Below are 25,978 nucleotides of genomic sequence, written 5' to 3'. Positions count from 1 at the left end.
TCTCGGAATCTTTCCTGAAAGAAAACGTGTTCTCAAATCTCTCTGTTATGATTCACACGCAACACAATGAACCACTTTTTTACCCAGGCAGGTTTTCCTGATAAACCTCCCGGATCTCCGCCTCCACGCGTCCATCCGGCAGACGGACGGTCAGCGTATCCCCAGCTTGCAATCCTGTCACTGTCTCCACACGTTTTCCATCTGTATCCGTCACGAACCCATATCCGCCGCTTATCTTTTTTAACGGGGATAGACCATCCATCCGGCTGCACACCAGTTCCAGACGATGGCGCAGATCGGACATCTTTTTCTCCATCTGGCGCGCCATCTTAACTCTCGCATCTTCCAGATACTGCCGTCTCTCATTTAACTGGCTCTGCGGACTGTGAAGCTGCAGGCGCAGACGAAACTGCTCCAGGCGATAGGCATACTGCTCCGCCTTCTGCTCCATCCGCTTCGTCATCTGCTGTGCCGCCGCAATGCACTGCTGCTCAAACAGGTGGTAATCAAAAACCGCCAGTTCTGCCGCCGCCGAAGGAGTAGGGGCACGCAGATCCGCCACATAGTCCGCGATCGTAACGTCTGTCTCATGCCCGACCGCCGAGATTACCGGCGTCCGGCACGCAAAAATCGCCCGCGCCACACTCTCCTCATTGAACGCCCACAGATCCTCAATCGAACCTCCTCCGCGCCCGACGATCAGCACATCCAGATGCAGCGCATCCAGGGTCTGGATCGCCCGCACGATACTCGGCGCTGCCCCTGCTCCCTGCACCAGTGCCGGGCAGAGGACAAGCTGCACGTAAGGGTTCCGCCGTCCCGAGATATTGATAATATCCCGGATTGCTGCGCCGGTGCTAGCCGTCACGATACCGACCGTTTTTGCATACTTTGGGATCGGCGTTTTATATTCCGGGGAAAACATCCCCATTTCTTCTAATTCATTTCTCAGTTTTTCAAAGCGCCGGAATAAATCGCCCGTGCCGTCCAGCGTGATCTCGCTGGCATAGAGCTGGTATCTTCCATCCCGCTCATACACTTCGATACTGCCCTTGACGACCACCTGCTGTCCTTCTTCCAGACGGAACGTAAGTCCCTTCCGCCTACTGGCAAACATAACTGCCTGCATCGCTCCCAGACCGTCTTTCAAGGTAAAATAAATATGACCGGACGTATGATATTTGCAGTTAGAAACCTCGCCCTTGACCGAAATCCGGTTCAGGGCAAAGTCCTGTGCGAACATATTTTTAATGTATGCATTAACCTGCGAAACCGAATATACGCCAGCCATCGCTTATACCAGCTTCGCTAAAATGCCGTTGATAAATGCCGGTGAATCATCGCCGCCGAACTTCTTCGCCAGCTCGACCGCCTCATTGATCGCTACCTTCTCCGGTACATCGTCATCGTGCTTGATCTCGTATAATGCCAGGCGCAGGATCGTCAGTTCCACCTTGCCCATACGGCGGGTAGTCCATCCCTGTGCAACCCCATCGATTGCCTTGTCAAGCTCCGGAAGCACATCCAGAATCTTCTCAACCTTGCTCTTTACGTATCCGCCGTCAAAGGTGTCTAACATCGGATTATGGATGATATCGCCGATTCCGCTCGGAACATCGTCCTCCTCTTTCGGCTCTGTAAAATATACATCCACCTGCTCCTGCATCTCATCCGTCGGGTAAAAATCCGCACAGAAAAGCAGCTTAAAGCAATGTTCTCTCAGTTCTCTTCTGGTCATACTAATCCTCCTGTTACCTGTTTCTATCCGTCTGATACGCCCGATTTGCTACCTCGGTATCGCAAATATCCCTTTCGTAATCCGCCGCAATCGTTTTCTGAATATCCACAGTCTTTCCTGCATAATTGTTATATTTCTACTATTCTAATGTATCATTATACCGTATCCCCGGTTTTTTCACAAGAGTTTGAGAAAAAGAATCCGCCAAAGTTACTGTTCACGGGTAGGCACTTTTGGAACCGAAAGTGCCGTAAGAAAACGTGGTGGCAGCAGGAATTTGCCGTATTTAAATGCGAAGCCACGGCAAATTCCGTCACTGGGCACGTATGCGTGAACAGTAACCCGCCAAAAAAGCGGCATCCCTGCTGAAGCAGAAACGCCGCTTTTATATCGTTTACAATCTTATCGATTGCTTATGCTATCCAATTTTTATTCATCCACGCTGTAGTTCGGAGCCTCTTTTGTGATGTGGATATCATGCGGATGGCTCTCTTTTAAGGATGCTGCGGAAATCTTGATGAAACGTCCGGTCTCCTGAAGAGTCGGGATATCCGATGCGCCGCAGTAACCCATACCAGCACGCAGGCCGCCGAGCATCTGGAATACGGTATCTTCTACCATTCCCTTGTATGCAACACGTCCTTCTACACCCTCCGGAACGAGTTTCTTCGCATCGCTCTGGAAGTAACGATCCTTGCTGCCGTTCTCCATCGCTGCGATGAACCCATGCCGCGGTATACTTTGTATTTTCTTCCCTGGTACAGCTCAAAAGTTCCCGGGCTCTCGTCGCATCCTGCAAACATGGAACCCATCATGCAGACGCTGCCGCCTGCTGCGATCGCCTTCGTCAGATCGCCAGAATACTTGATACCGCCGTCTGCGATGATCGGAATGCCGTACTCTTTGGCAACTGCGTAGCAGTCCATAACAGCGGTGATCTGCGGAACGCCGATACCTGCTACGACACGGGTCGTACAGATGGAACCCGGTCCGATACCAACCTTGACCGCGTCAACGCCTGCCTCGATGAGAGCTTTCGTTGCCTCTCCGGTCGCTACGTTACCTGCGATTACCTGCAGATCCGGATATGCTTCCTTGAGCATTCTGACACAGTGAAGAACATTCTCAGAATGTCCATGTGCAGAGTCGAGAACAACTACGTCTACTTTTGCTTTCACCAGGGCTTCCACACGATCCAGCACGTTTGCAGTGATACCTACTGCCGCGCCGCAGAGCAGACGTCCCTGTGCATCCTTTGCAGAGAACGGATACTTGATCTGTTTCTCAATATCCTTGATAGTAATAAGACCCTTGAGGTTAAAATCCTTGTCCACGATCGGAAGCTTCTCGACACGTGCCTTGGCAAGAATCTTCTTTGCCTCCGTCAGGGTGATGCCCTCCGGAGCGGTAACCAGATGCTCAGAAGTCATGCACTCTTTAATCTTCTTGGAGAAATCTTCCTCGAACTTGAGGTCACGGTTTGTGATAATACCAACCAGTTTTCTTCCCTCTGTGATCGGAACACCGGAAATCCGGAACTTGCCCATCAGCTCATCCGCATCCTTTAATGTATGCTCTGGGGATAAATAAAACGGGTCAGTGATTACACCATTCTCAGAACGTTTTACTTTATCGACCTCCTCAGCCTGCGCCTCGATCGACATGTTCTTGTGAATAATACCAATTCCACCCTGTCTTGCCATTGCAATCGCCATGCGGTGCTCTGTAACCGTATCCATGCCGGCACTCATCAGGGGGATGTTCAGCTGAATCTTCTTGGTCAGATGTGTCGTCAGGTTTACCTGATTCGGAATAACCTCAGAATAGGACGGCACAAGCAGGACATCATCAAATGTAATGCCATCGCCAATAATCTTACCCATTATATTACCCTCACTTTCGTAAATTTTAAACACTGGACATTGAAAACTGTCTGATGTTAATAATTGATTTTAGCAAGTTTTTTGAAATATGTCAACCGGAGAATAAAGGGGTTGACGATAGAATTTACTTACGCTATTTAATTAGCTCATCTTATAAATAATGTCAATCAGATAAGTATTAATAATGCAGTCATCCTTAGCCTCATTTCCCTGCCAATTTTTTACCCAAAAAAGAAGGACTGCCACACCTTCGCATAGCAGTCCTTCTCTCCCCTGGCAGCTGCCTGTCAGAGATTCTTTCTATAAATTACCATTTTTATTTTCTACATTCGATACTGCATCTCTGATGTAACATCTTCCGCCATTTTCCGGCTCTCTTACTTACATCATGCCGCCCATGCCAGCGCCTGCTGCCGGACCTGCCGGTGCATCTTCTTTGATGTTGGCAACTGCGGACTCGGTTGTAAGCAGGGTAGATGCAACGCTGGTTGCGTTCTGCAGGGCACTTCTGGTTACCTTTGCCGGATCCAGGATGCCTGCTTCTACCATATCTACGTATTCCTCATTGTAAGCATCGTAACCTACGCCTACTGGGGACTCTTTTACCTTGTTGATGATAACAGAGCCTTCCAGACCTGCGTTTGCTGCGATGTGGAACAGCGGAGCTTCCAGAGCTTTCAGGACGATACGACCGCCGGTCTTCTCGTCGCCTTCCAGTCCATCTACTACCTTCTGAACTTCTGCTGCTGCGTGAACATATGCAGATCCGCCGCCTGCGATGATGCCTTCCTCAACAGCTGCCTTTGCTGCGGACAGGGCATCTTCCATACGCATCTTAGCTTCCTTCATCTCAGCCTCGGTCGCTGCACCAACACGGATAACGGCTACGCCGCCAGCCATCTTAGCCAGTCTCTCCTGCAGTTTCTCACGGTCAAAATCAGAAGTGGTTTCCTCAATCTGAGCCTTAATCTGAGCCACACGGTCTGCGATGGCTTTCTTATCGCCGCAGCCATCTACGATGATGGTGTTCTCTTTCTGAACTTTAACGGATTTCGCACGACCAAGCTGATCCATGGTGGTATCCTTTAATTCAAGTCCCAGTTCCTCGGAAATAACAGTACCGCCAGTCAGGATTGCAATATCCTTTAACATTTCTTTTCTTCTATCGCCGTAACCCGGAGCCTTCACACCAACAACGGTGAAAGTACCTCTCAGCTTATTGACAATCAGGGTGGTCAGCGCCTCACCCTCAATGTCCTCAGCGATGATGAGCAGCTTGGAACCAGACTGTACCAGCTGTTCCAGCAGCGGCAGAATCTCCTGAATGTTGGAGATCTTCTTATCGGTAATTAAGATGTACGGATCGTCCAGAACGGCTTCCATCTTCTCCATATCAGTTGCCATGTATGCAGATACATAGCCACGGTCAAACTGCATGCCTTCTACCAGATCAAGCTCAGTCTTCATAGTCTTGGACTCTTCAATGGTAATAACGCCGTCTTTGGAAACCTTCTCCATCGCGTCTGCTACCATCTGGCCTACTTCCTCATCAGCGGAAGAGATAGCAGCGACTCTTGCGATATCTGCCTGGCTCTTAACGTCCTTCTTCATGCCTTTGATTGCCTCTACGGCTGCATCTGTGGCTTTCTTCATACCCTTTCTCATAATGATCGGGTTAGCACCTGCTGCCAGGTTCTTCATACCTTCGTTGATCATCGCCTGGGCCAGAACGGTTGCGGTTGTAGTACCATCACCAGCTGCATCGTTGGTCTTGGTTGCTACTTCCTTCACCAGCTGTGCGCCCATGTTCTCAAACGGGTCTGCCAGCTCGATCTCCTTCGCAATGGTCACACCATCGTTGGTAATGAGCGGAGCGCCGAAGGATTTATCCAGAACTACGTTTCTGCCTTTCGGTCCTAATGTAACTCTTACGGTATCTGCTAACTGATTTACGCCCGCTTCCAGGGCTTTTCTGGCTTCTACGCCATATTTAATTTCCTTTGCCATGGTTATCAACCTCCATAATTTTCTTGAATAAACGTTCCGATCAGCATCTGTCTTCCAGACATCCTGCCCATCGATTAACCGATAACAGCCAGAATATCATTCTGTTTTACAATGACATATTTCTCATTGTCCAGCTCAACTTCTGTGCCTGAGTATTTCGAATAGATAACTTTATCGCCAACCTTTACCTGCATCGTGATTTCTTTTCCATCTACCACTCCGCCAGGACCAACCGCGATTACCTCTGCCTGCTGCGGTTTCTCTTTTGCCTGACCCGGAAGAACGATACCTGATTTGGTCGTCTCCTCTGCAACTAACTGCTTTAATACAACTCTGTCAAATAATGGTGTTAACTTCATTATTGGCTCCTCCTTATCCATCCAAATTTATTCCATCTGATTGCTTTTCTTTCGTAATCAGATATGTATCTTCTTCTTACGAAGTATGTTATAACACGTTCTGTTAGCACCGTCAAGTGTTGAGTGCTAAAATTTTAGTAAATTTTACGGGGAGAACTGAAATATTCCATTTCTCCCCGTTCTATTAATTGCTCTCCTCAAATGCCTTAATCGCCGCAACCGTTTTCTCATAACACTCTTTTACCGATGCAAAATCTGCCTCGTATCCGGTCAGTTCTCTGCCTCTCAGTTTTTCGGTCAGCGCTGCGCTTACCTCATAGAAGGCATCAAAGCCCAGGTTCAGACAGATTCCTTTCAGGGTATGTGCCGCGCGGAATGCTTTCTCCGCATCCTTTTCTTTTAATCCATCCTCCAGATCCTGAAAGCTGGAATCGCTCAGAAACTTGATGGCAAATTTTTCCACCAGCGCCACACCTCCAAAGCGTTTCTGAACTCCTTCAAAATCCCCGCCCATTTCTTTGTAGCATTCCTGAATTGTCATGACAGCCTCCTGTTATTTCTCTTCCTCAGTTTTCATACGGCTCAGCTCCTCGCCCGCAGTTCCATACTCTTTTTCAATCGCCTGCGTCACCGCGCCGAAAAACTTCTTCTGTGAATTGTCATAATGTTCAAATTTCTTATTTTTTCGCTCCGGATCACTCATCTCACTCCGGTATGCTGCCTCCTGCAGCTCCTTTTTAATAGGATCCTGAATCTCACACAGGCACTCAAGCAGGAGCGGGTTAAATGTACCACACTCTCCGTTGCAGATCATCTGCACCGCCTCCTCATGAGAATAAGCCTTTTTATAGACGCGCTCACTTGTCAGCGCATCATACACATCCGCCAGCGCCACCACCTGCGCTGAGATCGGGATCTCCTCCCCTTTTAGACCATCTGGATATCCTTTTCCATCATAGCGCTCATGGTGCCAACGGCAGATCTGGTACGCCACTTTCATCAGCGGCTCATCCTCATACATCTGAAGATTCGCAAGCATGTCCGCACCGATCACTGTATGTTTTTCCATGATCTTACGCTCCTCCGGCGTCAGACGACCCGGTTTATTCAAAATCTTCTCGTCAATTCCGATCTTTCCGATGTCATGCAGGGATGATGCCGTGCTGATCAGCATCCGGTTCGACCAGGACAAGGGATATTTGTCCGTCTTCTTGACGAGCTGTTCCAGAATCATCGTCGTCAATATATTAATATTGAGTACGTGCATACCGCTCTCGCCATTTCGAAATTCCACGATCTCGCTCAGAACACTGATCAGCATCCGGCTATTCTTCTCTTTCTCAAAAACCTGGTTCGTCACCATTGCCACCAGGCGGCGCTGTTTCGCATACAATTTGATCGTATTTAAGACACGCCGGTGTACAACCTCCATATCGAACGGGCGCTTGATATAATCAGAAACTCCCCACTCATACGCCTGCTTGATGACCTCGCCCGAATCTTCGCCCGAAATCATGATAACCGGGATATCCCCGATCAGGTTGTTGCGGTTCATGTATTCCAGAACCCCGAAGCCGTTCATCCCCGGCATGACGATATCGAGAAGAATCAGGGAAATCTTCGTCTCATAACGGTTCAGCATGTCGAGACATGCTGAACCATTTTCTGCCTCCAGAATCTCGAATTCGCCTTTCAGCATTTCTGAGAGAACCATACGGTTCATCTCCGAATCGTCCACGATCAAAATGCGGTAACGACTCGCATTGCGCCGCCCGGCTACCACGATCTCCTCCGGTGTCCACTGTCCATCTTTCTCAGTCACAATCATGTTCTTGGAGGTCTTCGCCTGATACATAAATTCGTCCGCCCGGCACATCGCCTTCCCGACTGTCTCCCCGTTCGTCAGCGTACCGCCGATGCTGACTGACAATTTCAGTTGCGGATATCCTTCAACACTCATGTTGCAGATCAGATCCTGTATCCGATGCAGCTTCTCAACAAATGCCTCCAGACTGATGCCCGGCATCACAAGCAGGAATTCATCCCCGCCATAACGCACCAAGCGGTCCGTCTTACGGATACAGCTTATAATCGCCGCCGACACCGTCACCAGCACTTTATCGCCCGCCACATGCCCATATATATCATTGTAGGTCTTAAAATCATCCAGATCGAGCATCGCGATACCGGCATCCATCCGCTGCTCTTTTAACTGATCTTCAAAATATCTCCGGCTGTAGCTCCTCGTCAGTGCATCCGCATACAGCTCGCGCCTGTAGTGTGCAAATTTCTTAACGAGTGCTTCTCTTCCCTCTGCGTCAAGAAGTGTCTCATCATCCAGACAGGAAATCATCTCCACCACACAGGGAACTCCATCCACCTCCAGATACTTCGCGATGACCTGATACATCTTCAGACCGATAAATTCAAGCTTCATGCACTGTCCCTTCATCGCAAGCGCGCGCTGTGCCGCACAATTCTCACAATTCTTTCCTTTTTCCCAGAACGAATAGCATTTGCAGTCCTCGGATCGGAGTTCCCCGTTCCTCACGTCCATCTTATGGAGTAGATCTTTATCTAAAATACGTACAACCGTAAATATCCTTTCCATCTGTGCAATCATTTGTTCCAATTCCTGCGCCGTCATCTTTGTATTCAAATTCATCATTTTATTTTTATCACCACCTAGCAAATATATAATTTTATTCTACATGATTTCCGGTATGACAACAAGCATTTTTCTCATGCTTCCTGTACATAATTACCGCCCCTGTGTTACTGTTCACGCATACGTACCCCGTAACACGTGATTCACACACTTCCCGTTGTTCACAAAAGATTCCCTTTATTTTTTAGGCGTTTCGTATTACAATAAGGATATCGAATCGTATAGAGAGGAGTATCAACATGGCAAAAAAACATTTTGGTAAATTACTGACACTGGCAGCTATCGTCGGCGCTGCAGCAGCTGGTGTTTCTTACGTCTTACAGTATAAATCATTCCACAAGGAACTGGATGAGGATTTCCACGACTTTGAAGATGATTTCGATGATTTTGACGATGCCGGCGATAAAGAAGCTTCCAAGGCTTCTGATACAGCTGCCTCCGAACGCAGCTATGTTTCCTTAAATCCGGAGAAAAAGGAAGCTCCGGCTGAGACTCCAGAGGAAACTTCTGAACATTCTGAGGAAAGCGAAAAAGCTCCGGCTGATGCAGATGTCTCTTCCGAAGAACCAGTCAAAACAGAAACCGTCCGCGCAGATGCTCCGGTTTCCGAGGACGGCGAATCTTCTTCCGAGAAAGAAGATTCCGACGCAGCCCCGGATGACAGCACAACCGTGACGGTTGAGGAAATCACAGAATAACACAGGAGGATTCTTTGCATGATACAAAGTCTTCTCCGCGCGATGGAACTTCTGGAACTTTTAAAAGAAGCCAACCACAAATATTCCATCGCAGAACTTTCCGAATCAACCGGGCTTCCGCCCAGCACAATCCACCGGATTTTGCAGACATTTTGTGAAAAAAAATACGTGATCCGCGATGAACACGCGCACACCTACCAGCTTGGTCCCGCCCTCATCTCTCTCGGTCGGGCGGCGGCTGACAATGTGCGGATTCAGGATGCGGCGCTTCCGATTCTCAAGAACCTCTCCTACTGTACCCGTGAGGATTCCTATCTGATCATCCAGGTTGGCGACAAGGGACTGGTACTTGACAAAACGGACGGTCCGAACCACCTCAAGGTCGTCGAAGAATTTGGCTATGAGATGGATCTGCACTGCGGTGCGATCCGCAAAGCGCTTCTGGCTTTCCAGAGCGACGAATACATCCGCCGCTATCTGGACACACGCTTAACCCGTCCTGAGGCATTTCCAAAGGCGGATCCCGCAGAATTGGCAGAAGAACTCCGCACCATCCGTGAGAAGGGCATTGCCGTTTCCCACGGCGAATACGTCCCGGATGCAGTCGGGATCGGTGCTCCCATTTACGGTATTGACGGACGCATTTCCGCTTCGGTCGGAATCATCGCACCGTATTCCCGTATTGAAGATGACACACATCTTCTGCACCTGCAGGATCAGGTCCGCCACAGTGCGGCAGAATTATCCTATTATATGGGACATACATTTAAGCAGGAGAAATAAAGGAGATTTCACTTTATGATTAATAAACGCTTATTTTTAGCAGGCTTAACAACCGGTCTTCTCTCCCTCTCCGTCGCTTTCCCGGCGATGGCAGGAAGCTGGAAAAATGGAGCTGGTGACAATGCTGCCCGCTGGTGGTACGACAACGGTGACAACACCTGGGCGGCAAATGGCTGGCGCTGGATCGACGGCAACCAGGACGGCGTCAGCGAATGCTACTATTTCGACGCCGAAGGCTGGCTTCTAACCTCCACCACGACACCGGACGGCTACACTGTAAACGCAGACGGCGCCTGGACGGTAAACGGCATCGCTCAGAGCCGCCAGACCGCGGCTTCCAATGAATTCGATAACGAAAGCTGGGACGATTTCCAGAACAGCTCCTCCAAAAAGACGAAAAAAACAGCCACCAGCTCCAGCAGGACGCCAGATTCCGGAAGCTCTGACTCCAGCACCGGCTCATCCGAAGATTCTTCCAGCGATGATAGCAGCAATTCCAACGGAAGCTCCGGCAGCCACAGCAATTCCGGAAGCTCCGGTCCGTCCAAAGAAACCTCTTCTACTTCCGGAGACAAAAAGCCGGATGCTCCAAAGAAGAACTCCAAACAGGAACCAGGCAGCGGCTACCGCCAGGGGTCTGTGACGGATGAGCAAATTGCAAATAATAGTTCTTCTGACTCCACTAAGGAATAAATAAATGTATGCCGCAAGGCGCACCAAACAAACGCCCCCGCAAGAAAATCTCCTGCGGGGGCGTTTCTATCTCATCATTCAGTTTCCCAAACGAATCTTCTATTATTTCTGAAGTGCAAGAACGTCAGCGAATGCCTGAATAGCAGTGCTTGCCTGACCGAAGTCTCTCATCTGCTGGTCGATACCCAGTTTGATGTGCGGAACGCCTGCATCGTTCAGAGCTTTCTTCAGGTATGGATACTCCATCTCCTCCGGATCACAGAACTGCTGCATAAACAGTACCAGACCCTGAGCGCCGCTCTCTTTAACCATGTTAGCTACGAACTCACCACGACGGTTCTTGTCAGATTCCGGATCGTACAGAAGTACTTCGTAATCGATGTTAGCGAACTGTTTAGCCAGTGCTCTAACCGGATCCAGCTCGTCTTCCGGAGCGTCTACACGGAAGGAACGTGTCTCATGTGCTACATCATCTGCAGCGATAGCGATGTTGTTCTCTTCGAAGATAGAAAGCAGCTTCGGATTATCACAGATAATACCGGAGGTAACAACCTTGGTTCCCTTCCAGTCACAGACAGGAAGTTTAGCCAGCTCTGCGTTCAGCTCGTTCAGCTTTGCAGTGTATTCCGGCTTCTCCATGAAGTAGAATGCCTTCAGAACTGCGGAACGTTTGGTTGGTGTGATAACATCACAGTGCTCGTTAGCCAGTTTTACGAACTCACGGCGAGCTGCACGGCTCTTGTTGTATACAACGATAGCATCCTGGATGTCAGAATCAGTAATCTTTCTTCCAGCGATCTCTTCCAGATCAGCTTTTACATGGTTGTACTGATCGATACAGAACTGAAGACCAAACTCTTCGAAACGGTTCTGCGGATGAGCTAAGAAGATAACTTTCATCTTGTCGCCCATAGCTACACGGAAGTTCTGGCTCATCGGACGAAGAGTATCACAGATAGTAGGTGTGATAATACCGTCTAACTGATCCATAGTTCCATCCAGCAGCATCTCCAGAGCTAACTGAGCGATGGTGCAGTAGAAAGTAGCGCAGTACTCTTTTGCACGGCTGATGGTCTTAGTGTTGGAACCCCACATACCCATCGGAACGATACCAGCGGCATATACAAGCTCTTCCGGAGCGTAGTAAGGAAGAACACCAACTACTTTTTTGCCCTGAGCTTTATATTCAGCAAGCTGCTGCTTCGGAGTTGCAGCTTTTACCTTAAATTCTTCTAATAATGCGTTAACACTCATGGTTATTTAGCCTCCTTTGCCTGCTTATTTGCTTCCATTGCCTCAACCAGACCCTCTACACGAGTCTCGTACTGAGCAGCATTGAAGTTACGCGGGTCAGCCTGATCGCCGTCGAAACCAGCACACGGGATACCCAGGTCAGCAGTAAAGCGACGCTGCATCTCAGCCATGTAACCACTCCACGGTTTACAGCTTCTGTTGTAGTGAACCAGAACGCCATCTACCTTGTTATCACGGCAGATGCCTTCACGCCAGTCAACACCCTGCTCGATGCAGACAGAGTTCGGAGCTTTGTAGTAAGCACGAGCCATCTCATCGATGTTGTTGTAAACGAAACCAAATGCCGGAGCATATACAACGGCAGTAACGTTTACACCGTGGGTCTTCAGCGGTTTGAACAGAGCCGGCAGTTTCGGCCAGCACGGAATACCCTCGAACATAACACGGTATTTCTCCGGGAACGGAGTTGTGGTCTCACCCTTCTTAACTGTCTCTTCCAGGTCTTTTGCAAGTAATTCAAAAGCATCACCAGCAGCTACAGTAGCACGTGCAGTTACAACGTCTGCCATGTGGTTGAACAGGTCAAATCCACTGTATGGAGCCGGTTTGTACTGCAGGAAATCACAGACTTTCAGCCAAGCCTTAGCGGTACGGTTAGCGTTTGCACAAGCCTGCTCGAACTTCTTCTCGTCGAACTTCTTGCCTGTCAGCTCTTCCAGCTGTTTGATCGCTTTGTCGAACTGAGCGCGAACGTATTTAACATTCTCATCATGAACTTCTACTGTATTGTTGTACGGGATATCGATCATGATCAGCGGAATGTTACACATACGAGCGATGTTCTCATACCATTTTGTCATACAGTTACAGATGTTGTTGCAGCAAAGAACGAAATCCGGCTGCGGAATACGCATCTGACGAATCGGAGAAATAGCCTCAAGACGTTTCTCTTTTTCCGGACCATCCGGGAGTTTTTCAATCTCAAGCAGGTTGTCCAGCTGCAGATACGGAGTCTGAGTCTTCGGATCCTTCTTCGGTTTTCCGTCTTCACCCATCACTACGTTGCCGTCAGCATCTTTTAATGGTTTACCTGTGCTCGGATCGATGATGTATTCACCAGTCTCCGGATCATACTTACGGGATACACGTACACCAGCTGCATATGCAAGGCTGATACGAGCGTAACCGCAGATATCGTTGTCATATCCAAGATCCTCAGCTGCCTGGCACATCAGCTCACCGTAACGGTTAGCTGCGATACCAGCTGCCTGGTTCTCCGGATACATAACGTGTAAATCAAATGCTGCTGCAAGCTCACACGGGAATTTGGAAGAAGACCATCCAACTAACTCGCCTCTTGCTTTGGCCTCACGCGCCTCTTTGTGTACGTCATCTACGACTTTACGAAGCGCAAGAACACCAGGACTAACTTGTTTTGCCATAATAATTATCCTCCATTCTTAAAAATTAACTTAGTTACTTCTGACGGCTGGCTACCTGATATGCCATCAGGGCTGCGCCAAGCGCGCCGTTATACTGTGTCAGCGGGGATGTACAAATCTTTACGCCAAGCTCAGCCTCAAGCGCATCTACTACGCCCTGGTTCTGAGCCACACCGCCTGTCATAACGACATCCGGCACTACACCGATTCGGTGGGCAAGACCCGTGACACGATGAGCCACTGAACGATGAATACCGGCAATGATATCACATTTATCCGTTCCCATCGACAACTGGCTTATAACCTCACTCTCTGCAAAAACCGTACAGGTGGAACTGATTCCTACCTGCTTCTTGGACATAGCGCCAAGACGGCCTAGATCACTTACCTCAACTTCGAGAACGCGAGCCATAACATCCAGGAATCTTCCGGTTCCGGCTGCACACTTATCGTTCATCTGGAAGTTTGTCATGACACCGTCCTCAACGCGAAGAACCTTCACGTCCTGACCGCCGATGTCAATTACGGTATGAACCTCGGGAAAAGGAAATAAGCGCCCTTTGCATGACATGACAGCTCACTCATCTGCTTATCGGCAATTCCGTCCATCAGAGATGTACGTCCATAACCGGTAGCCAGTGTGAATGCCATATCTTCTTTCTTGAGGCCTGCATCTTCCAGAACTGCCTCGATGGCACGGCTTGGACCGCTGGTACCTGCTCCAACGTCAATCAGAGACTTACCTACGATCTCCTTGCCATCCTTCAGGATGATACATTTGGAAGCTGTAGAGCCTACGTCGATACCTAAAGTGAAAATTTCGCTCATGATGTATCTTTTTCCTTTCAATACTGACTTTCTATGCCTGATTTTTGTTTCAACGATGTTTTGGCAGATCCGTGCTATCACATCGTCTCCACCCATCATAATACCACAAAATCAACTAAAAGTCGCTGTAAAATCTTGAAAATGTTATAAAATAATTCTTAACAAAACTATTACTTATTACTTATCTGCCTGAGTATACCAATAAATCGAGCAAAGGTTCCAGTTCCTTTGCCCGATTTATCTGCAAGCATCCGGCAAAACGGTTCATTTACAGTCATACAGACAAGCCGCTTCGCCAGAGCCTCACACTATTCACACTATCAATTTGTTACTTATCACTATTTACACTATCACTGTCAGCCGCGTACTTACGCGCCTTCTCTTTTTAAAATGTTATCTTAGCGGCACCTATCACAATGCCGTTTTAATTTGATAATTATTTACCGTAGTTGATGAACTCACGAGTAGATCTCGGAGCCAGCATCTGATGCATCGGGCAGATAGCCTGAGCATTCTGATAATAAGCCTCGGTAAATGCCTGGATGTACGGACGAAGATCGGTCAGATCTACGATCTCATCAACCATACCCTGTTTTGTACAATATTTCGGACGAGATTTGTCTGTGTACATCTGGATCATAGCGTTCATCTTGTCGATGATCGGCTGAAGCGGCTCGCCAGCTTTTTTAGCTTTAACAAGCTTTCTGGAGTACATAGCGTTTGCAGCGGTCTCACCCGGCATTACGTAGTACTCGCAAGCACCTGTACCGATAGAGAATACGTTGGTGTTGTTGCCCTGCGGACCACCCAGAACGTAGTGAGCAGCAGCACTTGCCTTACGAAGAGTAACCTCCAGAGACGGAAGCTTAGCATTCTCGATAGAGTAGATCAGGGACTGACCTAAACCAAGCAGCTCTGCCTTCTCAGCGTCATCGCCTACATCGATACCTGTGGTATCCTGCAGCCAGATAACCGGTGTCTTATCACGAGCACACAGAGTAACGAACTCGTTCATCTTAATCAGACCCTGACGGTACAGCTTACCACCGATACCTACAGAACCCTGTTTGTACTCCGGATAGTTCATGAGTAAGCCCTGTACGTTAGCGATAACACCAACCAGAAGGCCGTTAACTTTTGCAAGACCAGCAACGATCTCCGGACCGTAGCCTTTCTTGTACTCGAAGAACTCACTGTTATCGAACAGACGGCCGATTACATCGTAGATGTCGTACGGACGTTTCTGGTTCATCGGGATGATGCTGTACAGATCCTCAGCCGGAAGCTGCGGAGCCTTCGGGCTGTCAACACGGAAGAACTCCAGGTTGAAGCACGGAAGGTAGTTGATGTACTTCTTGATTCCCTCGATAACGCCTAAATCATCCTCGTAAACTTCACGGAAGAATCCTGTCTCATCATAGTGGATCGGCACGGAACCCGGAGCCGGAACGTGATGTTTGCTGTTCTCGATCTGAGCGTTAACGATCTGCTCTGCTGCTTCCTCATCGATGTAACCCTTCGGGTTCATACCGGAAAGGATACCAGCGCCACCAACTGCCATGTTCGCATCTTTATGAGCGATCAGGATAGTCGGGGAAATGCTGTGGTAACCACCACCTGCCGGGTTGGTTCCGTAGATACCTACGATAACCGGAACACCAAGCTGGTTTAACTCAGCGTTGCGGAAGAACGGTGTACCACCACCACGACGGTTCGGGTATACTTTGTCCTGATTCGGGAACTCAACGCCTGAGCAGTTTAACAGGTATACTAACGGCAGATGCAGCATCTTAGCGGTATCTGCAGCACGGAGCAGGTTATCTGCCTGTCCCGGAACCCAAGCACCAGCCATCTTCTTGTTATCAGAAGCGATGATGTAAACCCATTTGCCATTTACACGGCCAAGACCATTCAGAACGTTAGTTGTCTGGAAACGGTTGTCTTCCGGATTGTAAAGGCTGTTTAACGGGCACCATGTACCTGGATCGATCAGGGCGTTGATACGCTGTGTAGCAGAAAGCTGTCCACGTGCGTTTAACTTCTCTTCGGTTGTGATACCAGCATCAAGAGCCTGCTTAATGGACTCATGGATGTCGTTCTCAACAGCCTTCAGTTCCTGCTCGTTTTCCGGATTCGGATTAACCAGAGCTTTACCAACGGTAGGCATATTCTGGAAATATCCTGGCATTGAATACATATTCATGTCTTCTTTTCTCCTTATAAAATAAAAAATAAAAATGGTTATAAATGAATTGCTTGCGGGACAGTTCGTCTCCTGTCCCGCCTGCAATCAGTAACTAATTAATCGACAGAAATGATATCTGTCTTGATTCCCTATGGAAGGCTAATTACTTAGTCTCCTTCGGAACTTTGATGAATGCCTGACCTGGTCGATCTCTTCACGAATAACGCGGATGATCTCCGGATCCGGACCTTCCATCAGCTGAGCTCTGGAGGTATCGATCTCGAAACCAGTGTTCTCCTGAACCATTTCCGGAGAGGAGAATGGATAGTAGTAAGCCAGGTACATTCTCTTGGTCTCTTCGTCGAATTTCATGATACCAAGATCGGTAACTACCATCTGCGGTCCACGGTTGCCCGGAAGACCTGCTCTCTCACGTCCGCCAGGGCCGTCCATCCAGCCACAGCTTGTGATGTAGTCAACATGCTCCATGAATCTTCTCTTCTGATGCTGCATCATGATGATGGTGTTGCAGAAGGTAGCGATTCCGTTTGCACCGCCAGAACCGGTGAAACGTGTGGTAGGTTTAACATAATCACCCTTACCAAAGATACAGGTAGAGTTAACGTTTCCGTACGGGTCGATCTGAGCGCCACCGATGAATGCGATCATACGATCAGCATCATGTAACCACTCATTAGCCTCGAAACCTACGAAACGAACGTTTGGCCACTGTACTGCACAGTGAGCCATGAAACGGTTGTCACCTACAGAACGCGGAACCTCAATCGGAGAACAATCCATAAGACCACTCTCTACGATCGGATGGCAGCTCGGGCAAACAACACGTTTTGCCAGGGATGCACCGATTAACGGAAGACCGGTACCAACGATAACGATCTGATTTTCTTTAATATTTTTTGCGATGGCGTAAGCCTGCATTTCCTGCTTTGTATACTTTGTATAATCAGCCATTTTAGATTTTCCCTCCCTCAATTAATGTCTGGTAGAATAGCCAAGATGCGGCTCATTCTTAAGGTTCATGAGGCGAGCGCCGCCCAGTACGTTGAGCAGATCATCCTGATCCTTGCATCCATATACATACTTCTGAAGGTAATCCTTGAAGGTCTCCGGAATCTTGGTGCCGTCAGCAGCATCTTTTGCAGCCTGTGCAGCAACTTCTGCAGCTTTTGCAAGCTTCTCATCTTCCGGCTTAGCAGCAGCAGCCTTAGCAGCTTTGTCTGCAGCCTTCTGAAGCTGTGCCTTAGCATCCTCAGCGTCAAGGTACTTGGAAGCCTTGTCGTACTCTTTCAAGCCCTTATCATCATCATCATAATAGCCGTAGCACTGTGCCGGCCAAGCACCGTACGGTGCACGAACAACGGCGTCTACACACTCACCAAAGATTCTTGTCTTGGTTGGGTCACGACGGATATACTCATCACTTACGATCTCCTCGCAGGTAACGATACAACGTTTTGCAGCTACAGCGATATCTACGTCATGGAACTCATCACCATCGATGATACAGGTTCCATCCGGAGATGCCTGCTGAACATGGATGATAGCGCAGTCAAGCTTCGGAACCGGAACAGCCAGCAGCTTCTCGCCTGGCTCAAGCGGGTTCTCGATCTCTACGCATTTCAGGTTGTCAACACCTTCCATGGTTCTTCTCTTCTCTTCGCTGATACCCCAGAACTTAACAAGTCCGGAGCCCTGCATCATACGTACCGGCAGGTACGGAAGACCCAGAGACGCAGCATGAAGCTGAAGCATCAGAACGTCCTGAGAATAATCCTCATATGTAAGCTCACCCTTCTCGATAGCTGCACGGAAACGACGAGCTACGTTGGTGTAACCAGAGTTTGCAGTATAGCAGTTGATGTAGGCTCTCACACGGCCCTCACCGATTAACGCATCCCAGTCACCACCTGCCGGGCCAGACCAGCCTACAAAACCAGTTTTACCCTGACGAAGGATCTCGTAAACTGCTGCATACGGTTTACGGTTTGTTGTAAATCCGCCGAGACAAAGTACATCGTTGTCACATACATACTTTTCTACGGCATCGTGTAAAGACATTACTTTATTAGCCACAATAAAGCCTCCTTTAAAAAAATTTTCTATAACTACCTATATAAATAAGTAAAAACGGGATCCGGTACTTCCGGCGCTGCGGTCTTTCGCAGGCCAGATGCAGCCAGATCCCGGCTGCAACAGCCAAAAATCAATATTCGATTAACCGAAAATCAGCATGAAGAAACCTGCTGCTACGGCAGAACCGATAACACCTGCTACGTTTGGTCCCATAGCGTGCATCAGAAGGAAGTTGGTCGGATTCTCTTTTGCACCAACTGTCTGAGAAACGCGGGCAGCCATCGGTACAGCAGATACACCAGCGGAACCGATTAACGGGTTGATCTTGCCGCCGGTTACAGCGCACAGCACCTTACCAAGGAGAACACCTCCGATGGTAGCGAATGCGAATGCAAGAAGACCCATGCAAACGATAGCGATGGTCTGAACACGCAGGAAGATCTCACCGTTTGCGGTCGCACCTACGGTAGTACCAAGCATGATAGTTACGATGTTACACAGTGCGTTCTGAGCTGTATCAGAAAGACGCTCTGTAACACCAGATTCACGAAGCAGGTTACCAAGCATCAGCATACCAAGCAGCGGAGCTACGGACGGAAGAAGCAGGGAGCAGAACAGTACTACGAATACCGGGAATACGATCTTCTCAACCTTGCTTACCTTACGGAGCTGCTTCATAACGATGGAACGCTCTTTCTTAGTGGTAAGAAGCTTCATGATCGGCGGCTGAATCAGCGGAATCAGCGCCATGTAGGAGTAAGCGGCAACGGCGATCGGAGCAACCAGATCCGGTGCCAGGTTGTTAGCTACATAGATAGCGGTCGGACCGTCTGCACCACCGATGATACCGATAGCAGCTGCCTCACCTACTGTAAACAGACCAGTTGCGTTAGCCAGCATGAATGCAATGTAGATACCGAACTGAGCAGCTGCACCAAGCAGAAGGCTCACCGGGTTTGCAATCAGCGGACCAAAGTCTGTCATGGCACCTACTGCCATGAAGATCAGACACGGGAACAAACTGGACTTAACACCGCCGTAGATGATACGCAGAACACCTGCGGTATACCACGGCTCGCTTTCCTTCATCAGGTCAGCCAACGGCAGGTTTGCCAGGAACATACCAAATGCAATCGGAAGCAGAAGAAGCGGTTCGAACTGCTTTTTAATTGCCAGGTATAATAATACAAAAGCAATGAGAATCATTACACAGCTTCTCCAGGTCAATGCTGCGAAACCCGACTGTGCAAGAAGCTCTTTTAATATTTCAAAAAAGTTCATTACCTAACCTCCTAGTTCAGAGCAACCAGAGCAGCTCCTGTATCAACAGAATCGCCAGCCTTAACAAGGATCTTGCTGACTGTACCGTCTGCCGGAGCAACGATCTCAGTCTCCATCTTCATGGCTTCCATAATAACTACTACTTCGCCAAATTTAACTGCCTGTCCTTCAGATACTTTGATGTTCAGGATTTTACCTGGCATCGGAGCTTCTACGGTAGTTGCGCCCGCCGGAGCTGCTGCCGCCGGAGCCGGTGCTGCTGCCGGTGCTGGAGCTGGAGCCGGTGCTGCTGCCGGAGCCGGTGCTGCCGGTCTCTGTACCGGTGCGGATGCTGGAAGAACCGGAGCTGCCGGTGCTGCTACACCATTACGATCCAGAGATTTGTAAGCTTCTAATTTTTCTACTTCAACTTCGTATTTCTTTCCATTGATCGTAGCAACATATTTCATAATTCTTTACGTCCTTTCGAATGTTTATCATTACTGTTCACACATGTGTGCCCAGTAATGGGATTTTGCCGATGCTTTGTATTCCAAATCGGCAAAATCTGTTGCCTGAACTGTATCATACAGAATTTTCAGTTCCGAAAATTCCTTTTTGTAAACAGTTGCTATTTATCATAGTATCGTCTATTAGTTCAGGGTAACCAGTGCTGCACCTGTGTCAACGGCGTCGCCTGCTTTGACAAGAATCTGTGCTACTGTACCGTCTGCCGGAGCAACGATTTCAGTTCCATCTTCATAGCTTCCATCACGATGACGGTCTCACCAAACTTAACTGCCTGTCCTGCAGATACTTTGATGTTCAGGATCTTACCTGGCATCGGAGCCTCTACGGTAGTTGCGCCTGCTGCCGGTGCTGTCGCCGGGGCCGGTGCTGCTGCTGGTGCAGGAGCCGGTGCTGCTGGTGCAGGAGCCGGTGCCGGTGCTGCTACTGGAGCCGGTGCTGCTGCCGGAGCCTCGCCGTAACGCGGCATTGGCTCGTATGCATCGATTCTTTCAAGTTCTACTTCGTACTGTTTTCCATTGAGGGTAGCCGTATACTTCATAACTGCTCTAACCTTCCTTTCGATTTCCTTTCATTCCTGTTTCTCATTACTTAACTTCTGTCACGCTCAAGATCTTAAACTTGTCTGTCGGCAATCCGAGGTCATCCCCGATCGTTGCCATCAGCACGGCAAGTAATTCCTTATCAGCTTCATCCGACACAGCCGGTGCTGCTTTCTGTGCTGCGGCCGGGGCCTTAGCACCATCAGAAACAACGGAGCGGAGAATCTTGGAAATTACCATAATTGCCAGAGCCAGACAGATCAGAGCCAGGAAAACTACCGAAAGACCCAGCAGAGAAACGATAACTGACTGCCCGAAAGGCATAGTTGGTTCAGTCCACATTGTGCATTGCACCTCCTTATTTATTTTAGGTTCTGCTTTCTTTGTGAAAAATTATACTTATAAAATTCCACCAGTAAGATTCCGTATTGTGGAATGCATTCCATTTTTGAAAGCAATTTATAAGGGGCTTTTCCCCTTAACTGTAACAAGTGAAGCCACAGATTGACATGATCAGCTCACTTTACTTAAATTATAACAGTAACCCCCCTGATTGTCAACCAAGCCTTTCATAAATTATGCACAAAAAGCAGGGTGTTTTATTAGCAAAAACAACCTGCTTTTTATAGGTTATTACTACATTTTTCTACATTTTTCTTAATAACCCCCGGAAGAATCGCCAAGACCTCTCAAGCATTTTGCTCATATTCTAAAATGTATTCTGAAAGTCCCGTTCTCTCCTTTTTTCATCAGAACAAAGCCGCTTTTTTCTGTATTTTTTTATACATTTTCAAGAGTTGTTCTCGATTTATTTCGGAAGCTTGAAAGAGCTCTTCAGCGAAACAATCCGGTTGAAAACCGGTTTGCCCGGCTCGCTGTCGCGGCAGTCCACGCAGAAGTATCCATTGCGGACGAACTGAAAGCTCTCAAATGCTTTTGCCTCTTTCAGACCCGGCTCTAAGTAACACTCTTTCAGAACGCGCAGGGAATTCGGATTTAAGTTCAGCGTTCCATCTGCATTAAGTTTGCCCTTTTCCTCGTCTACCAGATTCTCATAGAGACGTACTTCTGCTTTCAGTGCAGTCTGTGCTGCTACCCAGTGAATCGTACCTTTTACCTTTCTTGCATTGAAGCCGGAACCACTCTTCGTCTCCGGATCGTAGGTACAGTGAACAACCGTTACATTGCCGTCTGCATCTTTCTCGCATCCGGTGCAGGTAACAAAGTACGCGTTCATCAGGCGAACCTCATTGCCCGGGAAGAGACGGAAGTATTTCTTCGGTGGTTCTTCCATAAAGTCCTCGCGTTCGATGTAAAGTTCTCTGCCGAATGGAATCTTTCTGGAACCAAGTTCCTCGTTCTCCATATTGTTTGGTGCATCCAGCTCCTCGATCTGTCCTTCCGGATAGTTGTCGATAACAAGCTTGACCGGGTCAAGAATTGCCATCACACGGGACTTCTTTAATTTCAGATCCTCGCGCAGGCAGTACTCTAACATTGCACTGTCGATGGAATTATCTGCTTTGGAGACACCTGCCAGCTCTACAAAGCGGCGGATGGATTCCGGCGTGTAACCTCTGCGACGCAGCGCTGCGATGGTTACCAGACGCGGATCATCCCAGCCATCTACAATCTTATCTTCTACCAGTTTCTTGATATAACGTTTTCCGGTAATGACGTTGGTCAGATACATCTTCGCAAACTCAATCTGGCGCGGCGGGTTCTCAAACTCGCACTCTCTTACGACCCAGTCATAGAGCGGTCTGTGATCCTCAAATTCCAGCGTACAAATCGAATGCGTGATGTGCTCAATCGCATCCTCAATCGGATGAGCGAAATCGTACATCGGGTAAATGCACCATTTGTCCCCGGTGTTGTGATGATGCATATGGGCTACACGATAAATAACCGGATCACGCATATTGATGTTCGGGGATGCCATATCAATTTTCGCACGCAGTACCTTTTCGCCATCCGCATATTTGCCTTCTTTCATCTCCTCAAAGAGCTGTAAGTTCTCCTCGATGCTGCGGTTGCGGTATGGGCTTTCCTTACCAGGATTGTTAAAATCACCGCGGTACTCGCGGATCTGATCAGCTGTCAGATCGCAGACGAATGCTTTTCCCTTTTTAATAAGAAGAACTGCACACTCATACATCTGCTGGAAATAGTTGGATGCAAAAAACAGGCGGTCCTCAAAATCAGCGCCCAGCCATTTTACATCCTCGATGATTGACTCAACAAACTCCGTCTTCTCCTTCGTCGGGTTGGTGTCATCAAAACGGAGATTGAATTTTCCGCTGTATTCTTTTGCCAGTCCAGAGTTCAGAATAATCGATTTAGCGTGTCCAATATGAAGATATCCGTTCGGTTCCGGAGGAAATCTCGTCTGGACATGATCGTAAACGCCCTCTGCCAGATCTTTGTCAATCTCGCGCTCGATAAAGTTCTTGGAGACAGCCTCTTCCTTCTCCTCTCCCTCTGCCAATGGTTTTTTATTTTCTTCCATATACATTCCCTCCGTTGTTTCTTTTCGTAAATTGATACTGTTGTTTGAGTCAAATCAAACAGTTTTATTTTTTATCATATCACATTTTGGAGTTTTCGAAAAGGGGATATTTGCCCACAAAAAAGGAAGCGCCGCGGGAGGACACTTCCTTTTCTGATTTTCAATTTTTAAGCATCTTTATTATGGCAATTTAAGATGTCCTGCGTTCGCAGGTAATTGTACTTCTTCTTATTATATATGTGTTTTTATGCGATTTTACTTATGCGTTTGCAAGAGCCTCGCCCAGTGCCTCGCACTCAGCACCTGCTGCCTCGTCCGGCGTTGCGTTGCAGATTACCGGCTCGCAAGCCATGGTTACGCCCAGAGTCATGCAGTCGCTCTCCCAGGTACGCATCCACTCGCCGTCGCCCCATCCGTAAGAACCGAATAATGCAATCTTTTTGCCAGAGAGAACCGGGCTAACCTCGTCGAACATCGGCTGGAACTCAGACTCCTCTAACTGTTCAGCCCCCATAGACGGGCAGCCAAATGCGATTCTGTCATACTCGCCAGCTTTGTCAGCGCCAAACTCTGCGGAAGTAAATAAATCAGCCTCGCCACCCGCTTTCTTAACGCCCTCTGCTACGTAATTTGCCATAGCCTCTGTGTTTCCCGTTCCGCTCCAGTATACAATTGCTACCTTGCTCATTTTTATTTCCTCCTTGTGAATAATTTACTTACTTAGATTTATTATGCGGCTTTTACAAGCTGAATAATCGGTGTCCCCTGACGGTATTTCTCCCGGCACACTTCCGTGCATTCCCGGTATGAATCAAACCGCCGTTTTGCTTCCTGCGGGTCGCCATACGTCTTCCAGTAACCGCTGCAGGTATAATTTTTTCCCTGATTTTCAATGAATCCAACAACATCCTCAAGCGGATACCCCAGGAAAATGCCAATCTCATGTGGAAAATCATGTTCCAGACAAAGCCGGTTGGAAAGCTGCTTCAAAAAGCCATCGACCGTCTTCTGCATCTGGTAACCAGACTTTTTTAAAAAGTGCTGTACAGATATTTTACCCAGAATAAAGCGAAGCCATTCCTCGCGGTACACCAGAATCAGAAACGCGCCCGTCCGGCTGCACTCTTTAAGCGCCCGCACCTGAAGCCCCGACGGTTCCAGCTCCCGGTTCCAGAAATCAAGCGCTTCCAGGAGTTTATCACGGTTCTGCGGCTGATAGCGGAACAAGTTCGACGGTTTGATGCCACGAAGAGTCGGCGCACACACCTCTACGAATACTTCTTCAAACAATCGTTCCATCTTCCTGCCTCCTGACTGCTTCTCTTAGTTAGCCATATCTACCTTTAGTTAGATATAGCTAACTATCTTTTAAAAAATAAAAGGCTTTTTCTGCCTTCTATTTTCCTTTTCACGGGTTAGTCTTATCTAACTTCAATGAGACTATATCATGAATCACTTACCACGTCAAGCAAATTTTGTTCATTTTTGCTTACTGAGTTTTTTTATCAGTAACATCATTTTCTATCTTTTGGGACGATAAATAATCTCATTCACCGTATACACCGTCACAAATGCCTCGGATCTGTTTTTAATATATACGGCATGAGCTGTGCATATTCGTTTTTATCTACGATCGTGATAATTTCCGTCTTCGGCTCATTGTCAAACGCGCCGAATCCCTGATAGATCGTCGCGCCGCTATGAAGCGTATGCAGGATAAACTGGCGTATCTCTTCTTCTTTTTCCGAGATAATGCAAACTCTCTTTTTCAGATTCAGACCGAAAATAAAACGATCCAACACAATTCCGTTTAAGTATGTGCCCAGAATGCCCAGCACCACCAGTTTTTTATCGCTGAAAAACACGGATGAGAGCGCCACACACATGCCTGGAAGCGCCATCGCTTTTCCCAGCTCCATATGGAAATATTTGTTTAAGAACTTTGCCACGATGTCCAGACCGCCCGACGAGGCATTCATCCGGAACAAAAGAGCCAGACCAACGCTGACAACAAAGATATAGCAGACCGTATCCATCATCGCATCCTGGTTGATCGACACAAAATCCGGAAAAACCTGCTCAAACACCCACAGAAAAACCGGCAGAATCAGTGACGTATACACCGTCTTGACGCCGAACTCGCGTCCGATAAAGAGAAAGCCCACCACCAGAAGCGCCGCATTTAAAATAAAGGTCAGCACTGAAATCGGCAGCGGTATCACATTTCCCAAAAGCATCGCCAGACCGGAAATACTCCCCACCGATACACCGCTCGGAATCAGAAAGAAATAGACGGCTGCCGCCACGACAAAGGTCGCCGCTGTGATCATTGTGTACTCCCCGATTACGCGCATGGACTTTTTTGCCATAACTTAAAACCTCCTCATATTACAATTTCGCGCGAGCGCGCATCATTGGCACGTTAGCGCCTTTTTGTGTAATAGAGACTTCCAAGGGATTTCCCATTACACAAAAAGACACATCGCGTCTGCAATGTGTCTTCGTAA

The 25,978-nt window shown here is 48.2% G+C and carries 20 protein-coding genes and 4 pseudogenes; 3 read left to right on the top strand and 21 right to left on the bottom strand.

The window, feature by feature from the left end; genetic code table 11:
* Positions 1-79: 79 nt before the first annotated feature.
* The 7 genes and pseudogenes from xseA to DWX76_RS03070 form a co-directional block, all read right to left on the bottom strand.
* Positions 80-1,291: an exodeoxyribonuclease VII large subunit gene (gene xseA / locus DWX76_RS03100; RefSeq protein ID WP_118522080.1), complete on the bottom strand. Its 1,212-nt coding sequence runs from the start codon at positions 1,289-1,291 to the stop codon at positions 80-82.
* A 3-nt stretch (positions 1,292-1,294) separates the two neighbouring features.
* The gene (nusB, locus tag DWX76_RS03095; RefSeq protein WP_107000295.1) at positions 1,295-1,738 is read right to left on the bottom strand and encodes a transcription antitermination factor NusB; all 444 of its coding nucleotides are present in this window, start codon (positions 1,736-1,738) and stop codon (positions 1,295-1,297) included.
* A gap of 429 nt (positions 1,739-2,167) precedes the next feature.
* Positions 2,168-3,621, bottom strand: a pseudogene (guaB, locus tag DWX76_RS03090) (IMP dehydrogenase).
* Between the two features lie 381 nt (positions 3,622-4,002).
* Positions 4,003-5,628 (bottom strand): chaperonin GroEL, encoded by a 1,626-nt coding sequence (gene groL / locus DWX76_RS03085; protein ID WP_022359939.1) that lies wholly within the window; start codon positions 5,626-5,628, stop codon positions 4,003-4,005.
* A gap of 74 nt (positions 5,629-5,702) precedes the next feature.
* Positions 5,703-5,987: a co-chaperone GroES gene (locus DWX76_RS03080; RefSeq protein WP_022359940.1), complete on the bottom strand. Its 285-nt coding sequence runs from the start codon at positions 5,985-5,987 to the stop codon at positions 5,703-5,705.
* Between the two features lie 184 nt (positions 5,988-6,171).
* On the bottom strand, positions 6,172-6,528 hold the full coding sequence (locus DWX76_RS03075; RefSeq protein WP_107000297.1) for an Hpt domain-containing protein: 357 nt from the start codon (positions 6,526-6,528) through the stop codon (positions 6,172-6,174).
* Between the two features lie 12 nt (positions 6,529-6,540).
* Entirely contained in the window at positions 6,541-8,655 is a 2,115-nt protein-coding gene (locus DWX76_RS03070) for a diguanylate cyclase (RefSeq protein ID WP_412693972.1), read from the bottom strand.
* Between the two features lie 239 nt (positions 8,656-8,894).
* On the opposite strand from DWX76_RS03070, the gene DWX76_RS03065 reads away from it, so the two are divergent.
* The 3 genes from DWX76_RS03065 to DWX76_RS03055 are packed head-to-tail and all read left to right on the top strand — an operon-like array spanning position 8,895 to position 10,829.
* Positions 8,895-9,353 (top strand): hypothetical protein, encoded by a 459-nt coding sequence (locus DWX76_RS03065; RefSeq protein WP_107000298.1) that lies wholly within the window; start codon positions 8,895-8,897, stop codon positions 9,351-9,353.
* 18 nt (positions 9,354-9,371) lie between these two features.
* On the top strand, positions 9,372-10,136 hold the full coding sequence (locus tag DWX76_RS03060; RefSeq protein ID WP_107000299.1) for an IclR family transcriptional regulator: 765 nt from the start codon (positions 9,372-9,374) through the stop codon (positions 10,134-10,136).
* A 15-nt stretch (positions 10,137-10,151) separates the two neighbouring features.
* The gene (locus DWX76_RS03055; RefSeq protein ID WP_118467961.1) at positions 10,152-10,829 is read left to right on the top strand and encodes a choline-binding protein; all 678 of its coding nucleotides are present in this window, start codon (positions 10,152-10,154) and stop codon (positions 10,827-10,829) included.
* A 102-nt stretch (positions 10,830-10,931) separates the two neighbouring features.
* Here DWX76_RS03055 and hgdB read toward each other — a convergent pair whose 3' ends face one another.
* The 14 genes and pseudogenes from hgdB to DWX76_RS02985 form a co-directional block, all read right to left on the bottom strand.
* Positions 10,932-12,083: a (R)-2-hydroxyglutaryl-CoA dehydratase subunit beta gene (gene hgdB, locus DWX76_RS03050; protein ID WP_107000301.1), complete on the bottom strand. Its 1,152-nt coding sequence runs from the start codon at positions 12,081-12,083 to the stop codon at positions 10,932-10,934.
* 2 nt (positions 12,084-12,085) lie between these two features.
* On the bottom strand, positions 12,086-13,525 hold the full coding sequence (gene hgdA, locus DWX76_RS03045) for a (R)-2-hydroxyglutaryl-CoA dehydratase subunit alpha (protein ID WP_107000302.1): 1,440 nt from the start codon (positions 13,523-13,525) through the stop codon (positions 12,086-12,088).
* Positions 13,526-13,559: 34 nt separating this feature from the next.
* Positions 13,560-14,353: pseudogene (gene hgdC / locus DWX76_RS03040) on the bottom strand ((R)-2-hydroxyglutaryl-CoA dehydratase activase HgdC).
* A gap of 436 nt (positions 14,354-14,789) precedes the next feature.
* Positions 14,790-16,556 (bottom strand): acyl-CoA carboxylase subunit beta, encoded by a 1,767-nt coding sequence (locus tag DWX76_RS03035; protein WP_107000304.1) that lies wholly within the window; start codon positions 16,554-16,556, stop codon positions 14,790-14,792.
* A 145-nt stretch (positions 16,557-16,701) separates the two neighbouring features.
* Positions 16,702-17,510: pseudogene (gene gctB / locus DWX76_RS03030) on the bottom strand (glutaconate CoA-transferase subunit B).
* A 21-nt stretch (positions 17,511-17,531) separates the two neighbouring features.
* Positions 17,532-18,632, bottom strand: a complete 1,101-nt coding sequence (locus DWX76_RS03025) for a CoA transferase subunit A (protein ID WP_022359951.1) — start codon at positions 18,630-18,632, stop codon at positions 17,532-17,534.
* Positions 18,633-18,773: 141 nt separating this feature from the next.
* Positions 18,774-19,913 carry a sodium ion-translocating decarboxylase subunit beta gene (locus tag DWX76_RS03020; protein WP_117796388.1) on the bottom strand — a complete coding sequence of 380 codons (1,140 nt, stop codon included), beginning with the start codon at positions 19,911-19,913 and terminating at the stop codon, positions 18,774-18,776.
* 11 nt (positions 19,914-19,924) lie between these two features.
* Positions 19,925-20,362: a biotin/lipoyl-containing protein gene (locus DWX76_RS03015; protein WP_118570086.1), complete on the bottom strand. Its 438-nt coding sequence runs from the start codon at positions 20,360-20,362 to the stop codon at positions 19,925-19,927.
* Positions 20,363-20,545: 183 nt separating this feature from the next.
* Positions 20,546-20,961 (bottom strand): annotated as a pseudogene (locus tag DWX76_RS03010) (biotin/lipoyl-containing protein).
* 46 nt (positions 20,962-21,007) lie between these two features.
* Entirely contained in the window at positions 21,008-21,304 is a 297-nt protein-coding gene (locus tag DWX76_RS03005; protein ID WP_022359955.1) for an OadG family protein, read from the bottom strand.
* Positions 21,305-21,770: 466 nt separating this feature from the next.
* Positions 21,771-23,471: a glutamine--tRNA ligase/YqeY domain fusion protein gene (locus DWX76_RS03000; RefSeq protein WP_118570085.1), complete on the bottom strand. Its 1,701-nt coding sequence runs from the start codon at positions 23,469-23,471 to the stop codon at positions 21,771-21,773.
* A gap of 259 nt (positions 23,472-23,730) precedes the next feature.
* Complete coding sequence (locus tag DWX76_RS02995; protein ID WP_022359957.1) at positions 23,731-24,159, bottom strand: flavodoxin; 429 nt, start codon at positions 24,157-24,159, stop codon at positions 23,731-23,733.
* 41 nt (positions 24,160-24,200) lie between these two features.
* On the bottom strand, positions 24,201-24,770 hold the full coding sequence (locus DWX76_RS02990) for a DUF3793 family protein (protein WP_107000310.1): 570 nt from the start codon (positions 24,768-24,770) through the stop codon (positions 24,201-24,203).
* A gap of 266 nt (positions 24,771-25,036) precedes the next feature.
* Positions 25,037-25,840 (bottom strand): YitT family protein, encoded by an 804-nt coding sequence (locus DWX76_RS02985; protein WP_412693971.1) that lies wholly within the window; start codon positions 25,838-25,840, stop codon positions 25,037-25,039.
* Between the last annotated feature and the right edge of the window lie 138 nt (positions 25,841-25,978).

Source organism: Clostridium sp. AF21-20LB (genome assembly GCF_003478795.1).
Classification (GTDB): Bacteria; Bacillota; Clostridia; order Lachnospirales; family Lachnospiraceae; genus Otoolea; species Otoolea fessa.
The sequence above is the reverse complement of the archived record's forward strand: the minus strand, read 5'-3'. Positions and strand labels throughout refer to the sequence as shown.